The following is a 24,242-nucleotide window of genomic DNA, read 5'->3' on the forward strand; positions in this document are numbered from 1 at the left end:
CTGACGTCAGGCATTCGTGACGCTGCTTTTGATTCGTTTCAATGAAAGGGTTCAAAGTGGACCCCGGACGGGTATCCTGAAGTGACTATTTTGCGTACGCGCCGCCTGGCCCCAGGGGCTGCGGCGTCCACCTTCAGGAGCACAGGAAATGGTTTCAGCGAGCGTCAAGGACGTCGCGGCACTGGCCGGCGTCTCGGTGGGGACGGTCTCCAATGTGCTGAACCGGCCGCAGAAGGTTTCCGCGGAAGTTACCCTGAGGGTCCAGTCCGCCATCGACAAGCTCGGCTTCGTCCGGAACGACGCCGCGCGCCAGTTGCGCGCGGGCATGAGCCACAGCATCGGCCTGGTGGTCCTGGACGCTGCCAACCCCTTCTTCTCGGATCTGGCCCGGGGCGCGGAGGACCGCGCCGCCGCGGAGAACTTCACCGTCCTCGTCGGCAACAGCAACGAGGACGAGGGCCGGGAATCCGCGTATCTGGACCTCTTTGAGCAGCAGCGCGTGCGGGGCGTGCTGCTGTCCCCGGTAGGAAATGTGATTCCCCGGCTGGAGCAGCTCCGGCGCCGGGGCATCCCTACAGTGCTCGTGGACCGGCAGACAGAGAACACGAGCTTCTCCTCCGTGGCCGTGGACGACCTGGCGGGCGGGGAGATGGCTGCGGCCCACCTGTTGTCGCTGGGCAGGCGGCGGATCGCGTTTATCGGCGGACCGGCAAGCATCCGGCAGGTAGCGGACCGTTTGGCAGGGGCGCGGAAGGCCATCGACGCCGTTGCGGGTGCAACGCTGGAGGTCATCGCCACGGAATCCCTGACCGTGCTTTCGGGCAGGGCGGCCGGCGAGTCCATCCAGGCCCGGCCCGAAGCCGAACGCCCGGATGCGATCTTTGCAGCCAACGACCTGCTTGCCGTGGGTGCCCTGCAGGGCCTGATGCTCATGGGCGGCGTTAAGGTGCCGCAGGAGATAGCCCTGATCGGCTACGACGACATAGAGTTCGCCGCCGCCGCCGTCGTCCCGCTGTCCTCCATCCGGCAGCCCAGCGCCCTCATCGGCTCCACCGCACTGGAACTGCTGCTCCGGGAGGCGGCATCGGAGGACGGCTTCGCACCCACCCAGGTGGTCTTTCCGCCCGAATTGATAGTGAGGGCATCCACGCAGGGCTGAAAGGAGGCCCCGATGGGCAGCACAGATTATGAGTTCCGGACCGTCTGGCGCGTGGCGGGCACGCCGGAGGAGGTCGCGGCCGTCCTGGGCGACGCCACCGCCATGCCGCGCTGGTGGCCTTCCGTCTATCTCAGCGTCGAGCCCGTGGCCGGCGGCCCGGAGCCCGGGCCCGGAATGCACAGACCCGTACGCCTCTACACGAAGGGCTGGCTGCCCTATACGCTCCGCTGGACCCTCACGGTTACGGAGCCCGTCACGGCCCGCGGCTTCGCCCTCACCGCGGCAGGCGATCTGAACGGCACCGGCCGCTGGACCTTCGAGCCTGACGGGCCGGAAACGGTCATCACCTACAACTGGCGCGTCAGCGCCGCCAAGCCCCTACTACGGCGGCTGAGCTGGCTGCTGAAGCCGGCCTTCGCCGCCAACCACCGCTGGGCGATGGCCCGCGGCCAGGAGAGCCTCGCCCTGGAACTGCGCCGGCGCCGCGCGGCAGCGGGGGGCAGCTCGGGGCGCACGGCGGCCGGGTCAGCGACTGTCCCACCGCCCCCTCCGCCCACCTTTGCCTGGCTGACCCGCCGCGCAGCCCACACGGACACGTTCCCGGCCGCCTAACGTCTGGAGTTCTGCCCGGGGCTCCGGCCCTGGACTTCCGGCCCTGGACTTGTGCACAACAGTAAGTCAGTGTCTCATTCACTTGACCATTGAGGCGGGGGGCCATTCCGCGGTTAGCTGGATCACATCCTCGTTTCCCGTGACCGTTCAGGACTCCTCATGACCTTGCAGAAAAACCGGCCTTCCGGCAGCGCCGCCCATTGGGACGACGTCGAGATCGGCGACGCCGTCCACCTCCACCGTAGCGGCCGCCTTGAGCACGCGGGCCTGGTCGATAACCGCACGCCCGACGGCGACGTCGTATGGGTGCTCTCCGACGGCGGGCACCGTCAGCTGTTCCACGTTGCCGACGGCTTTGAACTGAGCGTGGCAGACCCCGAAGGAGCCGGCCATGCTGGCAACTGACCGGCCAACGGCCCTGACACGGCAGCCGGAAATCCTGTCCGGGTCCGCGGCCGGGACGGACCCCTGGGCCGCTTCCTGCCCCGACGACTGCCACTACTGCTCGGGGCCCGAGACCGACTAGGGCAGCCGCTCGCCGGCTGCGGAAAAGAGCACGCGGCGCAGTTGACCTCGGCCGATGCCGGGAAATCACAATCCGGACATCAATCGGGCTCCGTCGCAGTGGCATCGTTGACTAAGGCAACGGCGGGGATAATGGTTGAGCCATGAGGTCTCAGCGAATGAAGCACGCACTGGTTGTGACAACGGCTGCCGCGGCGGCCCTCCTATTCAGCGGCTGCGAGGGCAGCTCGACGCAGGCCCAGTCGGCCACGTCCCCGCCCAGCCCGTCTGCCACGGAGACCAGCCAGCCGCCCGCGACGTCCGCCGCCGCGCCGGAATCCTCTGCGGCCGCCGCACCGTCCACCGCCAAGGGCGGCCCCCAGCTGTGCAAGGCCGCAAGCCTGACCGGCACCACCGACGCCACGGGCGGCGGCGCGGCCGGCAGCATCTACATGCAGCTGATCCTGACCAACTCGGGCACCGAACCGTGCCTGCTGAAGGGCTTCGCGGGCGTCTCCCTCACAGCAGGGGCCGACGGTGAGCCGATCGGCGCCGCCGCTACCCGCGACGACTCGGGCCCGGTCACCGACGTCACGCTTGCCCCGGGCAAGGCCGGCACAGCCACCCTGCGCTACACCCAGGCCGCCAACTACCCGGACTGCACCAAGACACCGGCGGCAGGATTCCGGGTCTACCCGCCCAACGACACCGCGTCGCTGTTCATTCCGCAGCAACTGGACGCCTGCACCAACACGGAGATCAACCTGCTGACCATCGGTGCCTTCCAGCCCAAGTAACACCCGTCCCCCGCGTCTCTGATCCAGCGCGTCTGCGCTCCCGCCCGTCCCGGGGCACCTGGCCCCCGCGGGACCCGCCGCCCCATGATGTGGCCCGGCCAATAGTGTCGGCGGGGTAGGGCATGATGGAGGAATGAAGGGGCAGGAGCTCGCCGGCGGCACACTCGCGGCCGACGCCATGGACCGGTTCAGCCGGCCGACCCGGGACTGGTTCCTGGGCGCTTTTTCCGCGCCCACACCGGCCCAGAACGGCGCATGGAATGCCATCTCCTCCGGTGCGCACGCCCTGGTCGTCGCACCCACCGGCTCCGGCAAGACGCTCGCCGCGTTCCTCTGGGCGCTGGACCGGTTGCTTGTCTCCGCGCCCGCAGAGCCCGAAGCCCTGCCCGGCCTGGACCCGGCGGTCAAGGGTGGGCGCCGGAAGCCTGCTCGAGGCAAGGCGCCCCAGCGCAAGACCCGCGTGCTGTACATATCCCCGCTCAAGGCTCTCGGCGTCGACGTCGAACGCAACCTCCGCGCGCCGCTGATCGGCATCACGCAGACCGCCAAACGCCTGGACCTGCCGGCCCCGCTCATTAGCGTGGGCGTCCGGTCCGGGGACACGACGGCGTCGGACCGCCGCTCGCTGCTCAGCCACCCGCCCGATATCCTCATCACCACCCCGGAATCGCTCTTCCTGATGCTGACGTCGAAGGCCCGCGAAACCCTCAGCGAAGTGGACACGATCATTGTCGACGAGGTCCACGCCGTCGCCGGCACCAAGCGCGGGGCGCATCTGGCAGTATCGCTGGAACGGCTGGACGCGCTGCTGCCCAAGCCCGCCCAGCGGATCGGGTTGTCGGCCACCGTGGAACCCAAGGAGCTGGTGGCGCAGTTCCTCGCCGGCTCGGCGCCGGTGGAAATTGTCGCCCCTCCGTCACGGAAGAACTGGGACCTGACTGTCTCCGTCCCGGTGGAGGACATGTCCGATCTCCAGGGCGCCGCCGGGGCCTTCGACTCCGGCCCGGCCTCCGGGCTGCAGCCCCAGGCCTCCATCTGGCCGCATGTGGAGGAAAAGATCGTGGACCTGGTGCTCGCCAACCAGTCCACCATCGTGTTTGCGAACTCCCGCCGCCTCGCCGAACGGCTGACCGCCCGGCTCAACGAGATCTACGCCGAACGCCAGCTCCTGGCAGCCGGCGGCGGCTGGACGGACTTTGGCGCCGGCGCCCCGGACTTCGAAGCCGGACCGAATGACGTGCCGAGTCCGGTGCCGTCCGGCGGCGTGGGCATGCCGTCCGGCGGCGCCGCCGCGCAGCCCACCTCCACCGCCACACCGGCCCACATGATGGCCCAGGCCGGGAGCACCGCCGGCGCCGATCCCGTGCTGGCCCGCGCCCACCACGGCTCCGTGTCCAAGGACCAGCGCGCCCTGATTGAAGATGACCTGAAATCCGGGCGGCTGCGCTGCGTCGTGGCCACGTCCTCACTCGAGCTCGGCATCGACATGGGTGCCGTGGACCTGGTGGTGCAGGTGGAGTCGCCGCCCTCCGTGGCCAGCGGCCTGCAGCGGGTGGGCCGCGCCGGCCACCAGGTCGGCGAAGTCTCCCAGGGCGTCCTGTTCCCGAAGCACCGGGCGGACCTGGTCCACACGGCCATCACCGTGGAGCGGATGCTCGCGGGCAAGATCGAGCGGCTGAGCGTACCGGCCAACCCGCTGGACATCCTGGCCCAGCAGACGGTCGCCGCCACGGCCCTCGGTGCCATCGACGTGGAGGACTGGTTCAACACGGTCCGACGGTCGGCGCCGTTCGCCTCGCTCCCCCGCTCCGCGTTCGAAGCCACCCTGGACCTTCTTGCCGGGCGCTACCCCTCGGACGAATTCGCCGAACTGCGCCCCCGGGTCATCTGGGACCGGAACGCCGGGACCATCGAGGGCAGGCCCGGCGCGCAGCGGCTCGCCGTCACTTCCGGCGGCACCATCCCGGACCGCGGGCTGTTCGGCGTCTACATCATTGGCACCGAAGTCGAGGGCACCGGCGGTAGCGGTTCCTCCGGCGGCGCCAGTGCGGACGGCAGGGCAGCCAGCCCGGCCGCCGCCGCGGCCAAGGGCGGGCGCCGGGTGGGCGAACTCGATGAGGAAATGGTCTATGAATCCCGGGTTGGCGACATCTTCGCGCTCGGCGCCACCAGCTGGAAGATCGAGGACATCACGCACGACCGTGTCCTGGTCTCGCCGGCGTTCGGCCAGCCCGGCAAGCTCCCCTTCTGGAAGGGCGACTCCCTGGGCCGGCCGGTGGACTTGGGCCGCGCCCTCGGCGCGTTTATGCGCGAACTGGCGGCGTCCGACGTCGGGCCGGCCACCGAGCGGTGCAAGGCCAGCGGACTGGACGATTACGCCGCGAACAACCTGATCCAGTACCTCGCCGAACAACGGCTCGCCACCGAGGTGGTCCCCAGCGACACGACCCTCGTGGTGGAACGCTTCCACGACGAGCTCGGCGACTGGCGCGTGGTGCTGCACAGCCCCTTCGGCATGCCCGTGCACGCACCGTGGGCCCTGGCCGTGGGCCAGCGCCTGCAGCAGCGCTACGGGATGGACGGCTCGGCCATGGCCGCCGACGACGGCATCGTGCTGCGCGTGCCCATGATGGAGGATGAGCCGCCGGGCGCCGAGTTGTTCCTGTTCGACCCGGAGGAAATCGAGCAGATCGTGACGGCGGAGGTCGGCGGGAGCGCCCTGTTCGCCTCCCGGTTCCGCGAGTGCGCGGCCCGCGCGCTGCTCCTGCCCCGGCAGAATCCCGGCAAGCGGCAACCCTTGTGGCAGCAGCGGCAGCGTTCGGCGCAGCTGCTGGATGTTGCCCGGAAGTACCCGACGTTCCCGATTGTCCTCGAGACGGTCCGCGAGTGCCTTCAGGATGTCTACGACCTTCCGGCGCTGAAGGACATCGCCGCGTCGGTCGAGCGCCGCGAGCTCAGGATCGTCCAGACCACCACCCAGCAGCCTTCCCCGTTCGCGAAGTCTTTACTCTTTGGCTACGTGGCCCAGTTCCTCTACGAAGGCGACTCCCCGCTGGCTGAGCGCCGGGCCGCCGCCCTGGCCCTCGATTCCACCCTGCTCAACGAGCTCATGGGCCGCGTTGAGCTGCGCGAACTGCTGGATGCGAAGGTCATCGAGGCCACCGAACGCGAACTGCAGCGGCTGGCCCGCGACCGACAGGTGCGCGGGCTGGAGGGCGTCGCGGACCTCCTGCGCCTCCTCGGTCCACTCTCGCCGGACGAGGTCGCCGCCCGGCTGGAGCCGGTGGCGGCCCCAGCCCAGGGAAGCGAGGCTGCCGGGACCGACCAGGGGGGCCTGCCTGTCGAAACCCCGGCAACCGAGGCCGACGCCGGCGCCCACCTCACCGCACTGCAGCGGGCCAACCGGGCGATCAAGGTCAACATCGGCGGCATCGAACGCTTCGCGGCCGTCGAGGATGCCGCCCGGCTCCGGGATGCCCTCGGCGTGCCGCTGCCCATGGGTGTGCCGCTGGCCTTCATCGAACCGGTCGCGGACCCCCTCGGCGACCTCGTCTCGCGCTACGCCCGCACGCACGGGCCCTTCACCGCCGCCGAGGCCGCGGCGCGGCTGGGACTGGGCGTCGCCGTCGTCGGCACGGCACTGAAGCGGCTGGCCGCGGACGGACGCGTGGTGGAAGGAGAGTTCCGCCCGCACGCTGCGCCACCGGCGGGCACGTCAGCCAGCACGGCAGCCGGCGGTGAAGAATCCGGGGTGGAGGGATCCGGCGAGGAGGCGTTCCAGCCCGCCGTTTTGCCCACTGTTTTTCCTCCGGCCAGCGTGAGCGAATGGTGCGACGCCGAGGTCCTCCGCAGGCTGCGCCGCCGTTCCCTCGCCGCGCTCCGCGCCGAAGTCGAACCGGTGGACGCCGCCGCCTACGGCCGATTCCTTCCCGCCTGGCAGAACTTGCGGACCCCGGGCGGCCGCGGGCAGTCCGCGCTCCGCGGCCTGGACGGCATTATCACGGCCATCGACCAGCTCTCCGGCGTGCCCATTCCGGCCTCGGCATGGGAGCCGCTTGTCCTGGCCAGCCGCGTCTCCAACTACCAGCCGGCCATGCTGGACGAGCTCATGGCCGCCGGCGAGGTCCTCTGGTCCGGTGCCGGCTCGCTGCCCGGCAACGACGGCTGGGTGAGCCTGCACCTCGCCGATTCGGCCGAACTGACGCTGAACCCGTCCATCGACTTCGAACCCGGCGACGCGCAGCGACGGCTCCTCGAGCACCTGCAGAACAACGGCGGCTACTTCTTCCGGCAGCTGACCGAGGTTGCCGGCGGCATGGATTCGGTGCTCAGCGACCAGGACGTGGTGGCCGCACTCTGGGATCTCGCCTGGGCGGGCCGGATTACCGGCGACACGTTCGCCCCCGTCAGGGCCCTGATCGCCGGCGGCCACACCGCGCACCGGCAGGTGGGGCGCGCCCCGCGGGCCCGCGCGCCGCGGCTCAGCCGGCTCGGACGGGCGCACGGCACCGGCCTGCTCGGATCACCGGGACTCACCGGCGGCCGGTACGGATCCGTGACCGGCACCGCGCCCGCTCCCCCGCTCGCCGCGGGACGCTGGTCCGCGCTGCCCTCCCCGGAGCTCGATCCCACCATCCATGCCCGGGCCACCGCGGAGCTGCTCCTGGACCGCTACGGCGTGGTCACCCGCGGCTCGGTCATGGCAGAAAACATCCTCGGCGGCTTCGGCCTCATGTACAAAGTGCTGGCCCGGCTCGAGGAAGCCGGACGCTGCCGCCGCGGCTACTTCATCGAACACCTCGGCGCGGCGCAGTTCGCCGTCCCGGCCACGGTGGACCGGCTGCGGTCCTACGTCGAGGACGCCGAGTTGCACAAGGCCGAGCCGGTGGCCCTGGCCCTCGCCGCGACCGACCCCGCCAACCCGTACGGCGCCGCACTGCCGTGGCCCGCGCTCAACGTCGACGCCGGCACCGGCCACCGCCCCGGCCGGAAGGCCGGCGCCCTCGTGGTCCTGGTCGACGGCGCCCTGGCGCTGTACGTCGAACGCGGCGGCAAGACCCTGCTCGCGTTCAGCGACGACCCCGACGTCCTGGCCGCGGCCGGCACGGCCCTGGTGGGTGTGGTGACCCGCGGCGCGGTGGACAAGCTGATCATGGAAAAGGTCAACGGCCACGGCATCCTGGACACCCCGGTGGCGGCCGCCCTCGCCCAGGCCGGGGCCTATTCCACGCCCAAGGGACTGAGGATCCGTGCCTGAGGGCGATTCGGTCTTCCGCGCCGCCGCACAGCTGCACGCAGCCCTGGCCGGGAAGGAACTGGTCTCCTCCGACTTCCGGGTCCCGCGCTTCGCCACCCTGAAACTCGGCGGCTGGACCGTGGCCGAGGTGGTGCCCCGCGGCAAGCACCTGCTGATGCGCGTCCAGGGCCCGACGTCCAGAGACCGGCTCACCATCCATTCGCACCTGAAGATGGAGGGCAGCTGGCAGGTCTACCCGCCCGGGGGCCGCTGGCGGAAGCCCGGCTTCACGGCCCGCTGCGTGCTGCGGACCGCCACGGCCGACGCCGTCGGGTTCTCCCTGGGCATCCTTGAGGTGGTCCGGACCGACCAGGAGGACACCATCGTGGGGCACCTCGGCCCGGACCTGCTGGGCCCGGACTGGGACGCGGCCGAGGCCGAACACCGGCTGCTCGCGGCTCCGGACGTTCCGATAGGCGTCGCCCTGCTGGACCAGAGCAAGCTCGCGGGGATCGGAAACATCTACCGGTGCGAGGCCTGCTTCCTCGCGGGAGTCCACCCGGCGTCGCCCGTCTCGGCAGTACCGGATCTGGCCGCCATCATTACCGACGCCCAGGTCCTGCTCTCCGCCAACCTCGGGCCGGGCCGGCGGACCACCGTGCTGAACGCGCGGGGCGTGCCGGTGGGCCGCACCGCCGGGCGTCCCGGTTACTGGGTTTACCGGCGCGAGCACCAGCCGTGCCTCAAATGCGGCACTCCGATCCGCCGCGGCGTCCTGGGCAAGGAGAACGGCGCCGGCACTTTCACCGAGGAACGGGACATCTACTACTGCCCCACCTGCCAGCCCCTGCCGGGCCCCGGAAGAGAAGGCGCCGGCTGACGGGGCCCGCGGGAATTAACCCGCGGAAATCAATCGGCCGGCCCGCTGCCCGCCGCCACAGGGACTGCCGTCCCGGCAACGGCGGCTTCCGTTTCAGTTCCGGACGCTTCAGTTCCGGCCGTTTCAGTTCCGGACGCTTCAGTTCCTGCCGCAGGGACCGGACGCGCTTCCGGAACGGTGAACCGCGGCAGCAGCAACTGCACCAGGGGGCCAATGGCCAGCGCGTACAGCACCGTGCCCACACCGACCGAGCCGCCCAGCAGCCAGCCCGCGCCAAGGACCACCACTTCAATGCCGGTGCGGCAAACCCGGACCGGCCAGCCCGTCCGCCGGGCGAGGCCCGTCATGAGCCCGTCCCGTGCGCCCGGGCCCAGGCGGGCGCCGATGTAGCAGGCGGAGGCGACGCCGTTGAGCAGCACGGCCCCGACGAGCAGGCAGATCTGGCCGCCCAGATGCGAAAACTGTGGAATCAGGGCCAGCCCGATGTCCGCGAAGACCCCCACCAGCACCGCGTTGCACAGGGTTCCGACGCCAGGCCATTGCCGGAGCGGGATCCACAGCAGCAGCACCAGGAAGCTGACAACAACCACCACCGTGCCGAGGCTGAGCCCGGTCCTGGCCGCCAGCCCCTGGTGGAGCACGTCCCACGGCGCCGTGCCGAGGCTGGCGCGGATGACCATGGCGAGGGAAATGCCGTAAAGAGCGAGGCCGATGAGGAGCTGGAGGAGTCTGCGGGTCAACATGGTCTCCATCCTCCACGAAAACTGGCCTTGCAATCCATAGCCAGTTTGAAATACTGGCTCTATGTCCGTCTCTTTGACTCCGGGGTCGCTGGCCCGCCTGCTGGGCGAGTGGAACGTCGGTGCCGCCCCCGCTTACCGCGAGCTGGCCGACGTCGTCCGCCTGCTCATCCTCGACGGCCGCGTAGCCCTGGACGTCGCCCTGCCGAGCGAGCGCTCGCTGGCAGCGGCCCTTGGCATCAGCCGCACCACGGTGACGGCGGCCTACGCCCTGCTGCGAGAGCAGGGTTTCCTCAGCAGCGGCCAGGGCAGTCGGAGCCGGAGCTGCATCCCAAGCCAGGGGCCCTTGCATGCCGGCGGCCACGACGGAGCCCTGCGGCTAAGTGGCGCGCCCGGCCTGGCGGTGCCGGACGGGATCCTGGACCTGGCTTACGCCTCCCTGCCCGCGAGCGGCGAAGTGGTGCACCGGGCGTTTGCCGCGGCCCTGACCGAATTGCCGGCCCTGCTGCCTGGCTTCGGCTACGACGCCCTGGGCGTGGGCCCGCTCCGGGAAGCCATTGCGGCCCGGTACACCGCCGCCGGGGTCCCGACAACGGCCGCGCAGGTCCTGGTCACCTCCGGCGCCCAGCACGCGCTGAACATTGTGCTCCGCACATTGGCCGGGCGGTCCGGGACCAAGGTGCTGGTGGAGCATCCGAGCTACCCGAACGCCCTCGACGCGATCCGGGCTGCGGGCTGCCGACCGGTCCCGGTGGCCATGCCTGCCGCAACACCCGGCGGCACAGGCCATAACGGCGCAGTCCACGGCGGCCGTCTCCACAGCCCAGGCGGTAACGGCCTTGCCCACAACGGCGCAGGCGGCTGGGACCTCGAGGCCATGGAAACGGCGCTGCTCCAGCAGCGGCCCGCGATGGCATACGTGGTGCCGGACTTCCACAACCCCACCGGCCGGCTGATGCCCGATTCCCAGCGGCGCCGGCTCGTGAAGGCGGCCGCGGCGTCGGGCACTGTGCTGGTGGTGGACGAGACGCTGCGCGAGTTGAACCTCGACGGCGCCGCCTCGACCCCCATGGCCGCTTTCAGCCCGGCGGTGGTCTCCCTCGGTTCCCTCAGCAAGTCGCACTGGGCAGGGCTGCGCACCGGCTGGATCCGCGCCAGCGAGCCCCTCATTCAGCGTTTCGCCGCTGCCCGCACCACCCTGGACCTGGGCGGGCCGGTGGTGGAGCAGCTCGCCGGGGCGCATCTGGTCAATGCCATGACGGAGCCGCTCCCCGACAGGCTGGCCGCGCTGCGCGGGAACCGGCACAAACTGGTGGAACTGATTCGGGAGCACCTGCCCGGTTGGGAGCCCGAATGGCCCGTCGGCGGCCTGTCCGTCTGGTGCCGACTCCCGGCGCCGATCAGCACGGCACTGGCGGTGCTGGCCCCCGACGTCGGGATCCGGCTCGCCGCCGGCCCCCGGTTCGGCGTCGGCGGCGCGTTTGAGCAGTACTTGCGGTTGCCGTTCACGCTGCCACCGGAGCAGCTGGAGACGGCCGTGCTGGCATTGCGTTCGGCGCAGGACCGGCTGGAGGCCTCCCCGCAGCTGCGGCGCAACCTGTCGTCCCCGCCGGCCGCGGCCATCGCCTGAACCGAGTCGCGCACAGGCCCGTCCCGCGACGCCCTTTCTTTCCCGCGCCTCGAGGTCGCCGGAAACGTCCGAAGTCGCCGGACCATTCCGGCGACTTCGGCCCGTTCCGGCGAACTCGAACGTTCAGGGCATCGCCAGGCAGGATGCGCGTCGCGGGATCAGGCGTAGACCTTCGTCAGGAACCCGGCCCAGGCCTTCGCCGTCGCCCCGGCGTCCCCGCTGCCGCTGAAGTCGTGCACGGTCATGCCCACCGGCGCGCCGAAGGCGTTGCGCCCGAAGAAGCGGTACATCGTGTCCGCGGTCCGCAGGCCGAGGAAGTTCTCGTTGGCGAAGTCCACTTCGCCGGCCAGCGGCCCGACGCCGTCGAGCTCCAGTTCCACCGTCTCCCCCGGAGCGGCAGTGTCGACGCCCAGGGCCCGCTTGAGCCGGTCGAAGCCGTCCGGGGTCTGCGAAGCCGCGGGTGCCTGGATGTCCGCGAAGACCACGGGCTTGCCGTCGAAGTACTTCAGGTACTGGCCCAGGGTGTGCAGATAGAACGCCGTGTGCTTGCTGGCGCCGTCGTACTGCTCATCCCAGTTGTCCGCGAAGATGCCGCTGTGCACATAGTGCAGCCGTGCCCGGCCACCGTCGAGCGCTTCCAGGACGTGCTCCAGCTGGTTGAACCAGCCATCCGGACCGTCCATCCGGGACACCAGACGGGTGGGGTATTCGTCCACGGTCCGGACCGCCGGCCATTGGTCCGTGGGGAACATCCAGGCCGGGGTGTCCTTGGTGACGGCCTCCCACACCCGTTCCGGGGTACCGGGCAGTTCAGTGTCGTAGACGATTTCGAATTTCCGTTGGTCAGTCATTGTCCTGCTCCTTGGCTTGTGGGGTTGTTTGTGGGGTAGCTGTTGGTGGGGTTGCTGTTTGTGGGGTTGCTGTTTGTGGGGTTGCTGTTTGTGGGGTTGCTGTTTGTGGGGTTGCTGTTTGTGGGGTTGCTGTTTGTGGGGTTGCTGTTTGTGGGTCTGAGTGCGCTGCCTTCGGCTGCGGCGCCTTGAGCGCCGGGTGCAGCGCGACGACCAGCCGGTGCTTGCGTCCCTCCGGCCGGCGACCAGCCTGGGAACCTGCCTGCTGATCTGCCGCGGAACCTGAGGGGGAACCTGAGGGGAGGTCACCGCCGTCGTGGTATTTGTCCACGAGCCTGGTCACGGCGACGCCGAGCTCCTCGGCGAAGGCCGCCCGGTCCGCCGCCGAACGGAAGGTAATCTCGCCGTCGATGGCAAAGGTGGCGAGTTTCTGCCGGGCCGCGGACGCCCCGGCGATCAGCTGCCCCATCTCCTGGACCATGCGGGCAGCGAGTGCCAGCAGCCAGAAGGCGGAAAAGCGGTCCGAGAACCGGTGCGGGTCCGGCGCCACCGAGGCCAGCGCCGCCGGCGAAATCAGGTACGACGCCGCCGTCGCCCGCAGAATGCGTTCGGTCACGTTGCCGCGCCGCCGCTCCTCGACGAGCTCGACGAGCCCATGCCGCTCGAGCGCTTTGAGGTGGTAGTTCACCTTCTGCCGTGGCAGGCCCACCTTCGCGGCGAGCTGCGTCGCAGATCCGGGCTCGGCCAGTTCGCGCAGGATCCGCGTCCGGATCGGGTCCAGCGAGGCCTCGGCCGCGGCCGGATCCTCAATCACTCCGATGTCTAACATGCCTCCAGTCTGCCTTCCGACAATTTTATTTGTCAAGAACTTTTTTCTCGTCGGCGCTCGTGTGCGGGCAGCGGCGCATGGCGAGTTCGCCGGAAGCGTCCGAGGTCGCCGTATGTTTCCGTCGACCTGGCACGGGTCCAGCGAACTGGAGCTCAGGGCGGCCGCCGCGGGTCGGGGCTGGGGTTGGACGGGCGCAAGGGAGGGGTGGCGGCGGCATCGCGAGTTCGCCGGAAGCGTCCGAGGTCGCCGGACCTTTCCGGCGACGTGGCACGGGTCCGGCGAACTGGAGCTGGGGCCCGCGGCGGGAGAGCACGGCGGGCGGTGACTACGGGAAGGCGAGGGACCCGGACAGCGGGGGTGTAACGGGCGCAGGGCGGGGATGGCATCGCGAGTTCGCCGGAAGCCTACGAGTTCGCCGGACCCTTCCGGCGAACTCGTAGGTCTTCGGCGAACTGGGGGTCGGGCGGGCGGGGTCCCGGCAGGGTCATGAGGGCTGCGCAGGGGCGCTGGAGGCCGGGCCCGTAGAATGGTCGGGTGATGCAATCCCCCCTTCCCGTGCGCGACGGCGTCAACGCGACGCGTCTGCGCCTGCCGGACGAGGGTCCCTGGGAGACCGCGCTGGACTACATGATGCACCGCTGGGGGCACATCGATCCGCAGGGCATCGAGGACCGGTTCGACGCCGGCGAGATCGTCGGCGAGGCAGGGATCGCCCTGGACCGCACCACGCCGATGCAGGACCACACGTTCATCTGGTACTACCGGACCCTGCCGCCGGAGACCCGGATCCCGGTGGAGCTGAACATTCTGCACCAGGACGATCACCTGCTGGTGGTGGACAAGCCGCACTTCCTGCCCACCACCCCCGGCGGGACCTACATCCAGGAATCGGCCTTGGTTCGGCTCCGGAACCAGCTCGGCCTCCCGGACCTGATTCCCATGCACCGTCTGGACCGCATGACCGCCGGCATCCTGCTGCTCTCCACGAACCCCGAGACCCGGGGCAAATACCAGGTGCTCTTCGAAAAGCGCCAGGTCCAGAAGGAATACGAGTGTGTGTCCGCCGCGGAGCCCGCTCCGGGCCATCCCCCGGTGGACTTCCCTGTGGTGGTGCGGAACCGGATGACCAAGTCCCGCAGCTACCTGCTGGCCGAGGTCGTCGACGGCGAACCCAACGCGGAAACCCGGATCGAGCGTCTGCGCACGTTTGACGCTTCCGGCGCACCCGACGGCGGCGCACCCGACGGTGACGCACCCGACGTCGACGGCGGCCCGCACCGCCGCGCGCTGTACCGGCTGGAGCCGCACTCCGGTAAGACCCACCAGCTCCGCGTGCACATGGCCTCACTGGGCCTCGGGATCGTCAACGATGCGTTCTACCCGGAACTGCTGGACAAGGCTCCGGACAATTACGCCAAGCCGCTGCAGCTCCTGGCCCGCGGGATCCGCTTCGTGGACCCCATCTCCGGCAGCCCGGTGGAATACCGCAGCAGACTGGAACTCAGCGAGGCCCGCTAGCGGCTGGAAGTGCGGTACCTTGTGCCCATGGACTTCGGAAATGCGGACAGCTGGGGCGCCGCGATCTATTTCTGGATCTTCCCCTTCGTGATCGGCGATGCGATTTTCCCGCCCGTCCCCTCGGAAATGCTGGTCATCACCGGCGGCGCACTGTCAGCGGAGGGCCGCATCAACGGCTTCCTCGTCGTGCTCCTCGCCGCCGCGTCCTCATGGCTGGGTGACCTTCTCGTCTTCCAGCTGTTCAAGCGCCGGCTGAGCCACGTGCTCGACCGCTGGAAATGGGGCCTGGGGTTCCACGCGGCGGTGCATTCGGCGATCGCGAAAGCCGGCCGGTCCTCCACCTACGGCGCGATCATCGGCCTCCGCTTCATCCCCGGCGGGCGGCTGGCCACGACGGCCGCGGCGGGCATCGCCAACGTCTCCACCCGCGGGTTCAGCCTCTGCGCGGCCCTCGGCGGCCTGCTCTGGGCAACCTGGTCCGTGGCACTGGGCTATTTCATGGGCTCCGCCACCGGGCTGCCCTTCTGGGCGAGCTCCCTGATCGGCGTCGGGGTCGGGCTGCTGGTCGGAGCGGTCGTGGGCGTGATCGTGACGCGGCGCCGGGGCAACCCCTCCCCCGTGGAGTCCGCCGTGGTCGACCCGGACGAGGAACTGGACTTTTAGACGGGCGCCCAGCGGCCGCGGCTGCGGCGCAGCACGGTCAGCGCGCCGGTGAGCGCAACGCGTTCGACGGCGTCGCGCATCATGGCTGCCGACTCCAACGCCTGGCTGTTTTCGGCGCTGTAGGCGGTGGCATCGACCAGGAAGCGCAGGTTCAGCTGCGGTACGCCGCCGGCGAGCTCAAGCTGGTGCGATTCGACGTGGTGCCGCGTCCCAAGCGCCTCGATGGCCGCGGCCATGACGGTTTCGGGAGCGGTGCCCGGCTTGAGCCCGGTGATCTTCAGTCTGGTCTGGAACGACGGCATGGAACAACCCTAGCCGCGCCGCCACGCTCCCTCACCTTCCGCACCCAAAACCCCAACGCTCCCTCACCGGGAGAGGGAGCGTCCGGGGAAGAACCGCAGGATCTGAGGGAGCGTCTGGGCCGAGGTGCAGGCTACCCGGTGTTGCGCAGCCCGGCAGCGACTCCGTTGACCGTGATCAGCATGGCCCGCTGGAGCCGTTCGTCGATCTCGGCCCCGGTCATGCCCGCCGCGGCCTCGGCCCGGACGCGGCGCAGCAGTTCCACCTGCAGGTAGCTGATGGGGTCGAGGTACTGGTCCCGGATCTCGAGGGAGCGCTTCAAGGTGGGCTGGGCATCGAGGATCACGTGCTCGCCGGTGAGGTTCTGGATCTCCTCGACCGTGAGATCATATTCGGCCCGGATGGCACGGAACAGGTGGTGCAGTTCCGCCGGCACCAGGGTGGAGACGTAGTAGCCGGCAATGTCCATGTCCGTCTTCGCCAGGGTCATCTCAACATTGGAGAGCACCGAGCGGAAGAAGTGCCAGCCCTCGATCATCTCCTTGAGCTGGGCCGAGTTACCGGCCTCGCGCGCGGCTTTGAGGCCGGAGCCCACGCCGAACCAGCCCGGAACGATCTGCCGCGACTGTGTCCAGCCGAACACCCATGGGATGGCGCGGAGCCCTTCGAGCCCGGCGCCGGAGTCGGGGCGCTTGGACGGACGCGACCCGATGTTGAGGGAACCCAACTGCTCCACCGGGGTGGAAGCCATGAAGTAGGCGGGCAGATCCGGGTCATCAATCAGCGTGCGGTAGCGCGCAAACGCGGCGTCGGAGACGGTTTCCATGACGTGGCCGTAGCGCACGCGCTGGTCCTCCGAGGTGCGCGGGGTGCGGTGCAGCGCCGAGCCCTGCAGTACCGCGGCCAGGGAGAGTTCGAGGTTTTCTCGGGCCAGCTCCGGCAGGGAGTACTTGTCCGAGATGACCTCGCCCTGCTCGGTGAACTTGATCTCGCCCTCGAGCACGCCGTTGGGCTGGGCCATGATGGCATCATAGGTCGGCCCGCCGCCGCGGCCCACCGAGCCGCCGCGGCCGTGGAAAAGGCGCACGCGGACGCCGTGCTTGGCGGCCACGTCGCGGAGCTTGCGCTGGGTCTTGTAGATTTCCCACTGGCTCGTCATGACGCCGGATTCCTTGTTGGAGTCCGAGTAGCCGAGCATGATTTCCTGCACGTCGCCGCGGAGCCGGACGAGTTCGCGGTAGGAGGCATCGGAGAGCAGCCGGTCCACGATCTCGGCCGAGGCGCGGAGTTCGTCGACTGTCTCCAGCAGCGGCGCGAAGCCGATCTTGGCGTAGGGCGCCTCGCCGAACAGGCTGACCAGGCCGGCCTCGCGGGCCAGCACGGCCGCGGCCAGGACGTCGTCCGCGCCGCGGGTCATGGAGATGATGTAGGTCTCGATCACGTCGGGGCCGTAGGTGCGCAGGGCCCGCCGGATCTCCCGGAAGACGTCGTATGTGCCGTCGGCGACGCCGTCGAGCTTGATCGGGTGGCCGGAGAGCGGACGCCGGGACGCAAGTTCGGAGCCCAGCACCTCGAGCCGCTCGGCGCGGCTGAGTTCCGCGTACCGGACACCGGGCCCGCCAAGGCGGTCCATGAGCTGCCCGACGGCGTCGTGGTGGTGGTCGGCGTGCTCGCGGATGTCGAGGGTGGCCAGGTGCAGGCCGAAGGAGGCGATGGCGCGGCGGACCCGGGACAGGGCGCCGTCGGCGGCGAGGGCCGCGTGGTGGTTCCGCAGCGACCGTTCGAGCAGGCCGAGCTCGGCGAGGAGCTCCGCGGTGGCGGTGTAGTCGCGGCCGGGCTCGTGCGCGGATCCGGCCGCGACCCGGCGGCCGGTGTTGATCAGCTTGGCCTTGATGCAGGTGAGTTTGAGCCGGTAGGGCTCCTGAGCGTTCAGCTCGAGGACGCGGCGGTCCAGGCCAGGCAGGTTCCCCAGGTCGACGTCGATCGAGTCCAGGAGCTCCTGGTCCGCCCCGGCCAGCGCGGTCGAGTTGGACAGGATGGAGATGAGCCCGTCGATCAGGCCGATGCTGATCCGCACGGCGTGCTGGTTCTGGATCTGGAGGATTTCGCGGGTGACGGCGGCGGTGACGTTGGGGTTGCCGTCGCGGTCCCCGCCGATCCAGGAGCCGAAGCGGATCGGGGCCTTCTGTGGCGGCAGCGTGACGCCGTGCTCGGCAAGCAGCTCGGAGAGGTCCGAGAGCATTTCCGGCATGGCGTCGCTAAGGATGCCGGTGAGGTAATAGATGGCGTTCCGGGCCTCGTCCACGGGGGTGGGGCGGACCTGGCGGAGCTCGTCCGTCTGCCACATCTGGTCGATCACTTCGGACAGGTGGCGGTCCTGGCGGCGGCGCGCGGAGGTGCCCTCCGCCGTGGATTCGGACAGGATGTCCGAGAGCCGGCGGATTTTGTCCAGCACGGAGCGGCGGGAGGCCTCGGTGGGGTGTGCGGTGAAGATGGGGCGGACGTCGAGTTCGTTGACGACTTCCTGCAGCACGGAGTTGCCGGCCTGGTCCGCGATCTCCTCCACGGCTTTGGCGAGCCAGCCGTCCTTCTCCTGCCGGGTGCGCAGCCCGCGGACCCGGTGGACCTGCTCGGCGGCGTTCGCCAGGTGGAAGTAGAACGCGAAGGCGCGGACCAGGTCGGTGGCCTGCTCCAGCGGCAGGGAACCGAGCAGTTCGCGGACCTGGGCGACGACGTCGTACGAGCTCCACGGCCCTGTAGCGTCGGCGCCGCCGCGGGCGGCTTCCTTGGATTCCTTGGTCAGCAGGCGCACCTGCTCCACCAGGTCCAGGAGCTCGGGGCCGTGCTGGCGGACCAGGGATTCGCCGAGGAGGGTGGAGACCCGGCGGACATCAGCCCGGAGTTCGGCGGCAAGATCGGTGTCGGAATGCATTGCAGTGTCAGCCATGGAAACTATCTTTCGAGGGGTCGACTTGGCTCGTACACTGCGCTGGATACTGTGAGCCCGATTACTTCTTCCCATGGGATGTTACCCGCAGGCACTCCCTGCTGGAATTCCGTCTCAGATAGTGTCAGGCCCCGCCGCGCCGCGCCGGCGCCCCTCCCCCGGGACCCCAACCAGTTCGCAGCCGGGGCCGTTCTGGGCGCCCAGAACGGCCCCTGCTGCGGGCTTGGCGGGTGAAGGGGTTAGCGCGCGATCTTGAAGTTGAACTCGCCGGTTCCCAGCGCGCCCCAGATCCGCAGCCAGATCGGCAGGATCATTTCCGCCCCGCGGGCACTCGTGATGTCGCCGAGATCGATCACGTCGCGGTGGCCGAAGCCCTTGAGGAGTTCCGTCACGGCCGCCTTGGCGCCGGCGTCATCCCCGGAGACGAACACCGTGTGGTCACCGCCGGCCACCCGGGCCGGATCGACCATCACGGACGCGGTCATGGTGTTCAGCGTCTTCACCACCTTGGCCTCCGGGAAGGACCGCTGGATCTCTTCGCCGAGGCTGTCCGTGTTCACCGGGTTCAGCGACGGCGGCATGCCCTGCGAGAAGTCCAGCGGGTTGGCGATGTCCATGATGATCTTGCCGGCGAGGTTCGGGGTCCCCGCTGCGGCCAGCGCGGCCAGCGAGCCGGCACCGTTGGTGGCATTGACGATCAGCTCGGCGCCGGATGCCGCGTCAGCAAAGGCGGCGACGTCGACTCCGGCGTTTGCGGCGTGCCACTCGGCGAACGGCGCGGTGCCCATCATGTCCGGCTCGGTCCGGGCGAGCGTCGCCTGCGGGTCGCGGGTGCCGATCACGACGTCGTGCCCCAGCCCTGCCAGTGCGCCGGCAATCGTGCGCCCCACCATGCCGGTTCCCAGTACTGCAATCTTCATGGCGTCCTCATTCTGAAGTCGTGTAGTAGACAGGTTCGTCTACGTGTGGGCATGACGCTATCAGACAGACCTGTCTACGGCAATAAGAGCATGCCGACGCCCCGTCCACCCCATCTCAGGCTGACAAAGATTGAAATCTGTCAGCTGATTGTTGTATGGTCATCGCATGACAACTTCCACTCTCGGCACCCCCCGCACCCTGGGCTCCACCGGCCCCAGCACCGCCGCCATCGGCCTCGGCCTGATGGGCATGTCAGATCTTTACGGCCCCGCCGACGACGCCGAGAGCGACGCCACGATCCAGGCCGCCCTCGACGCCGGAGTGACCCTGCTGGACACCGGCGACTTCTACGGCATGGGCCACAACGAAATGCTGCTGCGCGAGGCGATCCGCGGCCGCCGGCGCGAGAACGCCCAGATCAGCGTGAAGTTCGGCGTCCTGCGCGATGCCCGGGGCGGATGGAACGGCGTGGACACCCGTCCGGTGGCCATCAAGAACTTCCTGGCCTACACCCTCCGGCGCCTCGGCACCGACTACGTGGACATCTACCGGCCGGCCCGCCTGGATCCGTCCGTTCCGGTGGAAGAAACCGTGGGAGCACTGGCCGAGCTCGTGCAGCAGGGCCTGATCCGCCACATCGGCCTCTCGGAGGTCGGCGCCGACACCCTGCGCCGCGCCAACGCCGTCCACCCGGTCTCCGACCTCCAGATCGAGTACTCCCTCCTCTCCCGTGGCATCGAGCAGGACATCCTGCCGGTGGCGCGGGAGCTGGGCATCGGCATCACGGCATACGGCGTGCTGTCCCGCGGCCTGGTTTCCGGCCACTGGCCGGCCGCCGGAACTGGGAACCGGCGCGACTTCCGGGCCCACCTGCCCCGGTTCTCCGGCGAGAACCTGCAGCGGAACCTCGAGCTCGTCGAACGGCTCCGCGAAATCGCGGACCGCAAGGGCGCGACCGTCGCCCAGCTCGCCATCGCCTGGGTCCTCTCCCGCGGCGAGGACATCGTGCCCCTCGTCGGCGCGCGCCGCCGCGAGCGGCTCACCGAATCGCTGGGAGCAGCCGAACTGGTCCTCTCCGGCGCGGACCTCGCGGAGATCGAGGCCGCCGTCCCGGCCGACGCCGCCGCGGGCACCCGCTACGACGCAGGCCAGATGGCCATGCTCGACAGCGAACGCCGGTGACCCCTGCCGCCGTCGTCCTGACGGAAGAGCGCATCCTCGACGCCGCGGAAGACGTGCTGCGGCGCTTTGGGCCGGCCAAGGCCACGGTGGTTGACGTCGCGAAGGCCCTGGGCGTCAGCCACGGCAGCGTGTACCGGCACTTCCCCACAAAGGTGGCGCTGCGGGACGCGGTGGCCCGGCGCTGGCTGGACCGCCTCGCGGAGCCGCTGGATCCCGCCCGCGATACGGACGGCCCTGCCGCGGAACGCCTGCTCCGCTGGCTCGAACGCCTCGCGGCCATCAAGCAGGGCATGGCGCTGAACGATCCGGAGCTGTTTGCCACGTTCGGCCAGCTGACCGCCGAGGCGCGGGAAGTGGTGGCGGCCCACGTTGACCACCTGGCCGCAGCGCTCACCGAGATCATTGCCGACGGCGTCAGCAGCGGCGAATTCGCCGTCCCGGATCCGGTGCCGGCCGGCCGCGCCGTCCTGCACGCCACGGCGCGGTTCCACCACCCGCTGCACGCTTCGGAATGGTCGGACCCCGCCATCGGGGCCGAGCTGCGCGAGGTCTGGCGGCTGCTCGTGCGGGGTCTGGCCGCCCGCCCGTAGCCGCCGGATCAGGCGGGGGCGGGCCGGCGGTACGTCATTGACGAGGTACAACGCGAATGACATTGCGGCGTAGACAGACTTGTCTGTGTACGATTGAGCCATGACCTCGCCAGCAGCCACTGCCGCCCCGGCTGCCCGCACCCCCGCCGGGCATGCCAGGGAGAAGATCCTGGCCACTGCCTTCCGGCTCTTCTACGCGCAGGGTTTCCGGGCCGCCGGCATCGACACCATCATCGCCGAGTCCGGCGTCGCGAAAGCCACGTTCTATAAGTACTTTCCGGCCAAGGACGACCTCATGCTGGCCTACCTGGAGAAGGTGGACAGCGTCTGGACCGGGCAGCTGCACGCCGCCGCCGAGGCCGCCGGCGAGGACCCGGCCGCGCAGCTCGTGGGCCTGTTCGATGCCCTGACAGCCGCCTGCCGGCGCGACGGCTACCGCGGTTGCGCTTTCATCAACGCGGCCGCCGAGTCGGCCGCCGGTACCCGGGTCCACGACCGGACCGTGGCCCACAAGCGGCAGATCCGCGCCTGGATCCGGGACCTCGCCGCGCGCGCGGGCGCCCGGGACCCGGACCAGCTCGCCCGCAGCCTGACCCTGGTACTCGACGGCGGCCTGGCAAGCGGGGTGCTCGACGGCGACCCGGCCGCGGCCGCCGCAGCCGGAACTACTGCCGCCCAGCTCGTTGCGGCCAGCCTTAAAACCCCACCTGCCACCAGCTGAAACCCCTTGGAGGTGCCCATGACCGCCCCTGAACCCGGGACTGGCTCGAAGCCCACGCCTGATGCAGTGCAGAACCCGCAGCTGGCCCGCTGGCAACGCTTCCGGAACAGCCGCAACACGGCCCTCGCCAGCGAGCACGGCTGGCTCACGCTGACCTCCTTCCAGTGGCTGGAAGGCGAGCCGGCCGCCGTCGAGCTCGCCCCCGGCCTCTGGTCCACGGACGGCACCGCGGCGTTCCTCACGGCCGCCGCGTCCGACGGCCTGACCCTCGTCGAAACCGGCGAACCCGTGGACGGGACCATCAGCGCTGTGCTCGCCGACGAGGAATCACTGATGTGGGTCCGGTACGGCGGCGACGACGGCCGCCAGGTGGTGGTGGAGCTCGCCATGCGGGCGGACAAGTACGCCATCCGCACCCGCGACTCCCAGTCGCCGGTGTTCACGGAGTTCGATGGCGTGCCCACCTTCGGCTTCCGCCCGGACCTGGTCATCGAGGCCCGGTTCATGCCCTACCCCGAGCCTGTGGATGTCCCGATCGGCACGGCCAACCCGCTCGTGGACGGGGTCCACCGCTCGGTCGGCGAGCTGGTCTTCCGGCTTCCCGGCGCGGACCACGAGATCCACCTGCAGGCCGAGGAGGAGAAGCTCGGCGCCCTGACGGTGACGTTCCACGACGAGACCAACGGGGAAAGTACGGACGAGTGGCGGAAGGTGTCCACCGCAAAACCCCGCCCGGACAATACCGTGGTCCTGGACTTCAACCGGGCCATCAACTACCCCAGCGCCTTCACCCCGTACGGCACCTGCCCCATGCCGGTGCGGAACAACAGCCTGGACGTGAAGATCGAGGCCGGCGAGAAGGAACCCGGCCTCTTCTAAACGGCTCGAAACGGTCTAAACGGTCAAAGCCGTCTTCTAGACGATCGCGGACACCCCGGTGACGGCGCGGCCCGTGATCAGGGTGTTGATCTCGAACGAGCCCTCGTAGGTGTAGATCGCCTCGGCGTCGGAGAAGATCTTGGCCATCCGGTAGTCGGTGACGATCCCGTTGCCGCCCAGCAGGGACCGGCCCATCGCGACGGTTTCGCGCATCCGGGCGCTGACATAGGACTTGGCGAGGGCCACCTGCGGCATGTCCGCGGCGCCGGCGTCCTGCAGCTGGGCGATCCGGACCATCATGCCCATGCTGGCCACGGCGTTGCCGAGCATGGTGACCAGCTGCTGCTGGACCAGTTGGAACTTTGCCAGCGGGCGGCCGAACTGCTGGCGTTCGACGGCGTACTGCCGGGCGACGTCGAACGCCGCGAGCTGCTGCCCCACACCTTGCCAGGCCACCATGATCCGGGAACCGCGCAGGAGTTCGTTGGTGTCCTCGAAGCTGCTGATCCCGGCGAAGCGGTCCGTTTCGGCCACCCGGACGTCGGTTAAGACGATGTCCGCGTTCTGCACCGTGCGCAGGGCAATCTTGTTCTCGATCCGGCTCCGGCTCACGCCCGGCAAGGTGGCGTCGACGATGAAGCCGCGGATGCCGCCGTCGGCCTCGTCCCGGGCCCAGACCAGCATGTAGTCGCAAAACGTGCCGTTGCCGATCCAGCGCTTGGCGCCGTTGAGCACCCAGATGTCGCCGCCGCCGGCCGCGCCGCCGGGGACCCGGCGGGCCCGGGTTTCCATGCCGCCGGCAACGTCCGATCCGTGGTCCGGTTCGGTGAGGGCAAAGGCACCGGTGGTGCGCAGGCTTGCCGCGTCCTCGAGCAGGCGCGCCTTCTGCTCCTCGGAGCCGAAGCCGTAGAGAGACTCCACGAAGAGGTCATGGTGGACCAGGAAGAAGGTGGCGAGCGAGGTGTCCACCCGGGTCATCTCGGCGATGACGATCCCGGCGAACAGGTTGCTGTAGCCGCGCTGGGCCGGGGCGCTGAGCTCCAAGGCGGCCAGCTTGGGCAGGATGTGGGCCGGGAATTCGGCCTTGTTCCACCAGTCCGTGGCGAACGGGGCAACCTCGACGGCCAGGAACTCGCGCAGCTGCGCCAGCTTGGCCCGCTCCGCCGTGCTGAGCAGGGCTTCGTAGTCGAAGAAGTCCGCCGTGGGCAGCCCCGCCACAGAGGGTGCGGCCACTGTCGGTGCGGCCAGGGCCGCCGTGGCGGCCGGCCCTGTCTCGGTCACTTCGG

Annotated in this window: 20 protein-coding genes and 1 pseudogene; 14 read left to right on the forward strand and 7 right to left on the reverse strand. The window is 69.9% G+C overall.

Going from position 1 to position 24,242, the window contains the following annotated elements; all coding sequences use genetic code 11:
• The first annotated feature begins 148 nt into the window (after positions 1–148).
• The 7 genes from AC1DDH_RS17585 to AC1DDH_RS17615 all read left to right on the forward strand — a co-directional run bounded on the left by AC1DDH_RS17585 (position 149) and on the right by AC1DDH_RS17615 (position 9,188).
• Complete coding sequence (locus AC1DDH_RS17585) at positions 149–1,159, forward strand: LacI family DNA-binding transcriptional regulator (RefSeq protein ID WP_476850649.1); 1,011 nt, start codon at positions 149–151, stop codon at positions 1,157–1,159.
• A 12-nt stretch (positions 1,160–1,171) separates the two neighbouring features.
• On the forward strand, positions 1,172–1,771 hold the full coding sequence (locus AC1DDH_RS17590) for an SRPBCC family protein (protein ID WP_476955963.1): 600 nt from the start codon (positions 1,172–1,174) through the stop codon (positions 1,769–1,771).
• A gap of 159 nt (positions 1,772–1,930) precedes the next feature.
• Complete coding sequence (locus AC1DDH_RS17595) at positions 1,931–2,176, forward strand: hypothetical protein (RefSeq protein ID WP_476888266.1); 246 nt, start codon at positions 1,931–1,933, stop codon at positions 2,174–2,176.
• Complete coding sequence (locus tag AC1DDH_RS17600; protein WP_476850651.1) at positions 2,163–2,297, forward strand: hypothetical protein; 135 nt, start codon at positions 2,163–2,165, stop codon at positions 2,295–2,297. Before AC1DDH_RS17595 ends, AC1DDH_RS17600 begins: the two co-directional genes overlap by 14 nt.
• A 142-nt stretch (positions 2,298–2,439) precedes the next feature.
• Positions 2,440–3,072, forward strand: coding sequence for a DUF4232 domain-containing protein (locus AC1DDH_RS17605; RefSeq protein WP_476955964.1), 633 nt, complete (start codon positions 2,440–2,442; stop codon positions 3,070–3,072).
• A 133-nt stretch (positions 3,073–3,205) separates the two neighbouring features.
• On the forward strand, positions 3,206–8,329 hold the full coding sequence (locus AC1DDH_RS17610; protein ID WP_476955965.1) for a DNA glycosylase AlkZ-like family protein: 5,124 nt from the start codon (positions 3,206–3,208) through the stop codon (positions 8,327–8,329).
• Entirely contained in the window at positions 8,322–9,188 is an 867-nt protein-coding gene (locus AC1DDH_RS17615; RefSeq protein ID WP_476874482.1) for a DNA-formamidopyrimidine glycosylase family protein, read from the forward strand. Before AC1DDH_RS17610 ends, AC1DDH_RS17615 begins: the two co-directional genes overlap by 8 nt.
• 29 nt (positions 9,189–9,217) lie before the next feature.
• On the opposite strand, the gene yczE is transcribed toward AC1DDH_RS17615, so the two are convergent.
• On the reverse strand, positions 9,218–9,931 hold the full coding sequence (yczE, locus tag AC1DDH_RS17620) for a membrane protein YczE (protein WP_476857790.1): 714 nt from the start codon (positions 9,929–9,931) through the stop codon (positions 9,218–9,220).
• Positions 9,932–9,992: 61 nt separating this feature from the next.
• Here yczE and yczR point away from each other — a divergent pair, with 61 nt between their 5' ends.
• The gene (yczR, locus tag AC1DDH_RS17625; protein WP_476857791.1) at positions 9,993–11,558 is read left to right on the forward strand and encodes a MocR-like transcription factor YczR; all 1,566 of its coding nucleotides are present in this window, start codon (positions 9,993–9,995) and stop codon (positions 11,556–11,558) included.
• 158 nt (positions 11,559–11,716) lie between these two features.
• Here yczR and AC1DDH_RS17630 read toward each other — a convergent pair whose 3' ends face one another.
• Positions 11,717–12,409, reverse strand: coding sequence for an SRPBCC family protein (locus AC1DDH_RS17630; protein WP_476888271.1), 693 nt, complete (start codon positions 12,407–12,409; stop codon positions 11,717–11,719).
• A gap of 178 nt (positions 12,410–12,587) precedes the next feature.
• Positions 12,588–13,235 (reverse strand): annotated as a pseudogene (locus tag AC1DDH_RS17635) (ArsR/SmtB family transcription factor); the annotation flags it as partial.
• A gap of 537 nt (positions 13,236–13,772) precedes the next feature.
• Between AC1DDH_RS17635 and AC1DDH_RS17640 the strand changes: the two are divergent.
• Both AC1DDH_RS17640 and AC1DDH_RS17645 read left to right on the forward strand, forming a co-directional pair.
• Positions 13,773–14,753, forward strand: coding sequence for an RluA family pseudouridine synthase (locus AC1DDH_RS17640; RefSeq protein ID WP_476887699.1), 981 nt, complete (start codon positions 13,773–13,775; stop codon positions 14,751–14,753).
• 27 nt (positions 14,754–14,780) lie between these two features.
• Complete coding sequence (locus AC1DDH_RS17645; protein WP_476931385.1) at positions 14,781–15,416, forward strand: DedA family protein; 636 nt, start codon at positions 14,781–14,783, stop codon at positions 15,414–15,416.
• Here AC1DDH_RS17645 and AC1DDH_RS17650 read toward each other — a convergent pair.
• The 3 genes from AC1DDH_RS17650 to AC1DDH_RS17660 form a co-directional block, all read right to left on the reverse strand.
• Positions 15,413–15,718 carry a hypothetical protein gene (locus AC1DDH_RS17650; RefSeq protein ID WP_364748338.1) on the reverse strand — a complete coding sequence of 102 codons (306 nt, stop codon included), beginning with the start codon at positions 15,716–15,718 and terminating at the stop codon, positions 15,413–15,415. The two genes, AC1DDH_RS17645 and AC1DDH_RS17650, sit on opposite strands and share 4 nt — an antisense overlap.
• A 131-nt stretch (positions 15,719–15,849) precedes the next feature.
• A complete protein-coding gene (ppc, locus tag AC1DDH_RS17655; protein WP_223914454.1) occupies positions 15,850–18,663 on the reverse strand; it encodes a phosphoenolpyruvate carboxylase in 2,814 nt (937 codons plus the stop codon).
• 239 nt (positions 18,664–18,902) lie between these two features.
• Positions 18,903–19,583, reverse strand: coding sequence for an NADPH-dependent F420 reductase (locus AC1DDH_RS17660; protein WP_028278076.1), 681 nt, complete (start codon positions 19,581–19,583; stop codon positions 18,903–18,905).
• Positions 19,584–19,749: 166 nt separating this feature from the next.
• On the opposite strand from AC1DDH_RS17660, the gene AC1DDH_RS17665 reads away from it, so the two are divergent.
• The 4 genes from AC1DDH_RS17665 (at position 19,750) to AC1DDH_RS17680 (ending at position 22,956) form a co-directional block, all read left to right on the forward strand.
• Complete coding sequence (locus AC1DDH_RS17665) at positions 19,750–20,766, forward strand: aldo/keto reductase (RefSeq protein WP_476955966.1); 1,017 nt, start codon at positions 19,750–19,752, stop codon at positions 20,764–20,766.
• Positions 20,763–21,356: a TetR/AcrR family transcriptional regulator gene (locus tag AC1DDH_RS17670; protein ID WP_476850574.1), complete on the forward strand. Its 594-nt coding sequence runs from the start codon at positions 20,763–20,765 to the stop codon at positions 21,354–21,356. The genes AC1DDH_RS17665 and AC1DDH_RS17670 overlap by 4 nt, the downstream gene beginning before the upstream one ends.
• A 100-nt stretch (positions 21,357–21,456) precedes the next feature.
• Entirely contained in the window at positions 21,457–22,077 is a 621-nt protein-coding gene (locus AC1DDH_RS17675) for a TetR/AcrR family transcriptional regulator (RefSeq protein ID WP_223914457.1), read from the forward strand.
• Between the two features lie 18 nt (positions 22,078–22,095).
• Positions 22,096–22,956 carry a DUF1684 domain-containing protein gene (locus tag AC1DDH_RS17680; protein ID WP_476931388.1) on the forward strand — a complete coding sequence of 287 codons (861 nt, stop codon included), beginning with the start codon at positions 22,096–22,098 and terminating at the stop codon, positions 22,954–22,956.
• A 36-nt stretch (positions 22,957–22,992) separates the two neighbouring features.
• Here the strand turns inward: AC1DDH_RS17680 and AC1DDH_RS17685 are convergent, their stop codons facing one another.
• On the reverse strand, positions 22,993–24,174 hold the full coding sequence (locus AC1DDH_RS17685) for an acyl-CoA dehydrogenase family protein (protein WP_476931446.1): 1,182 nt from the start codon (positions 24,172–24,174) through the stop codon (positions 22,993–22,995).
• Positions 24,175–24,242 lie beyond the last annotated feature (68 nt).

Source organism: Arthrobacter sp. 10T425 (genome assembly GCF_056393985.1).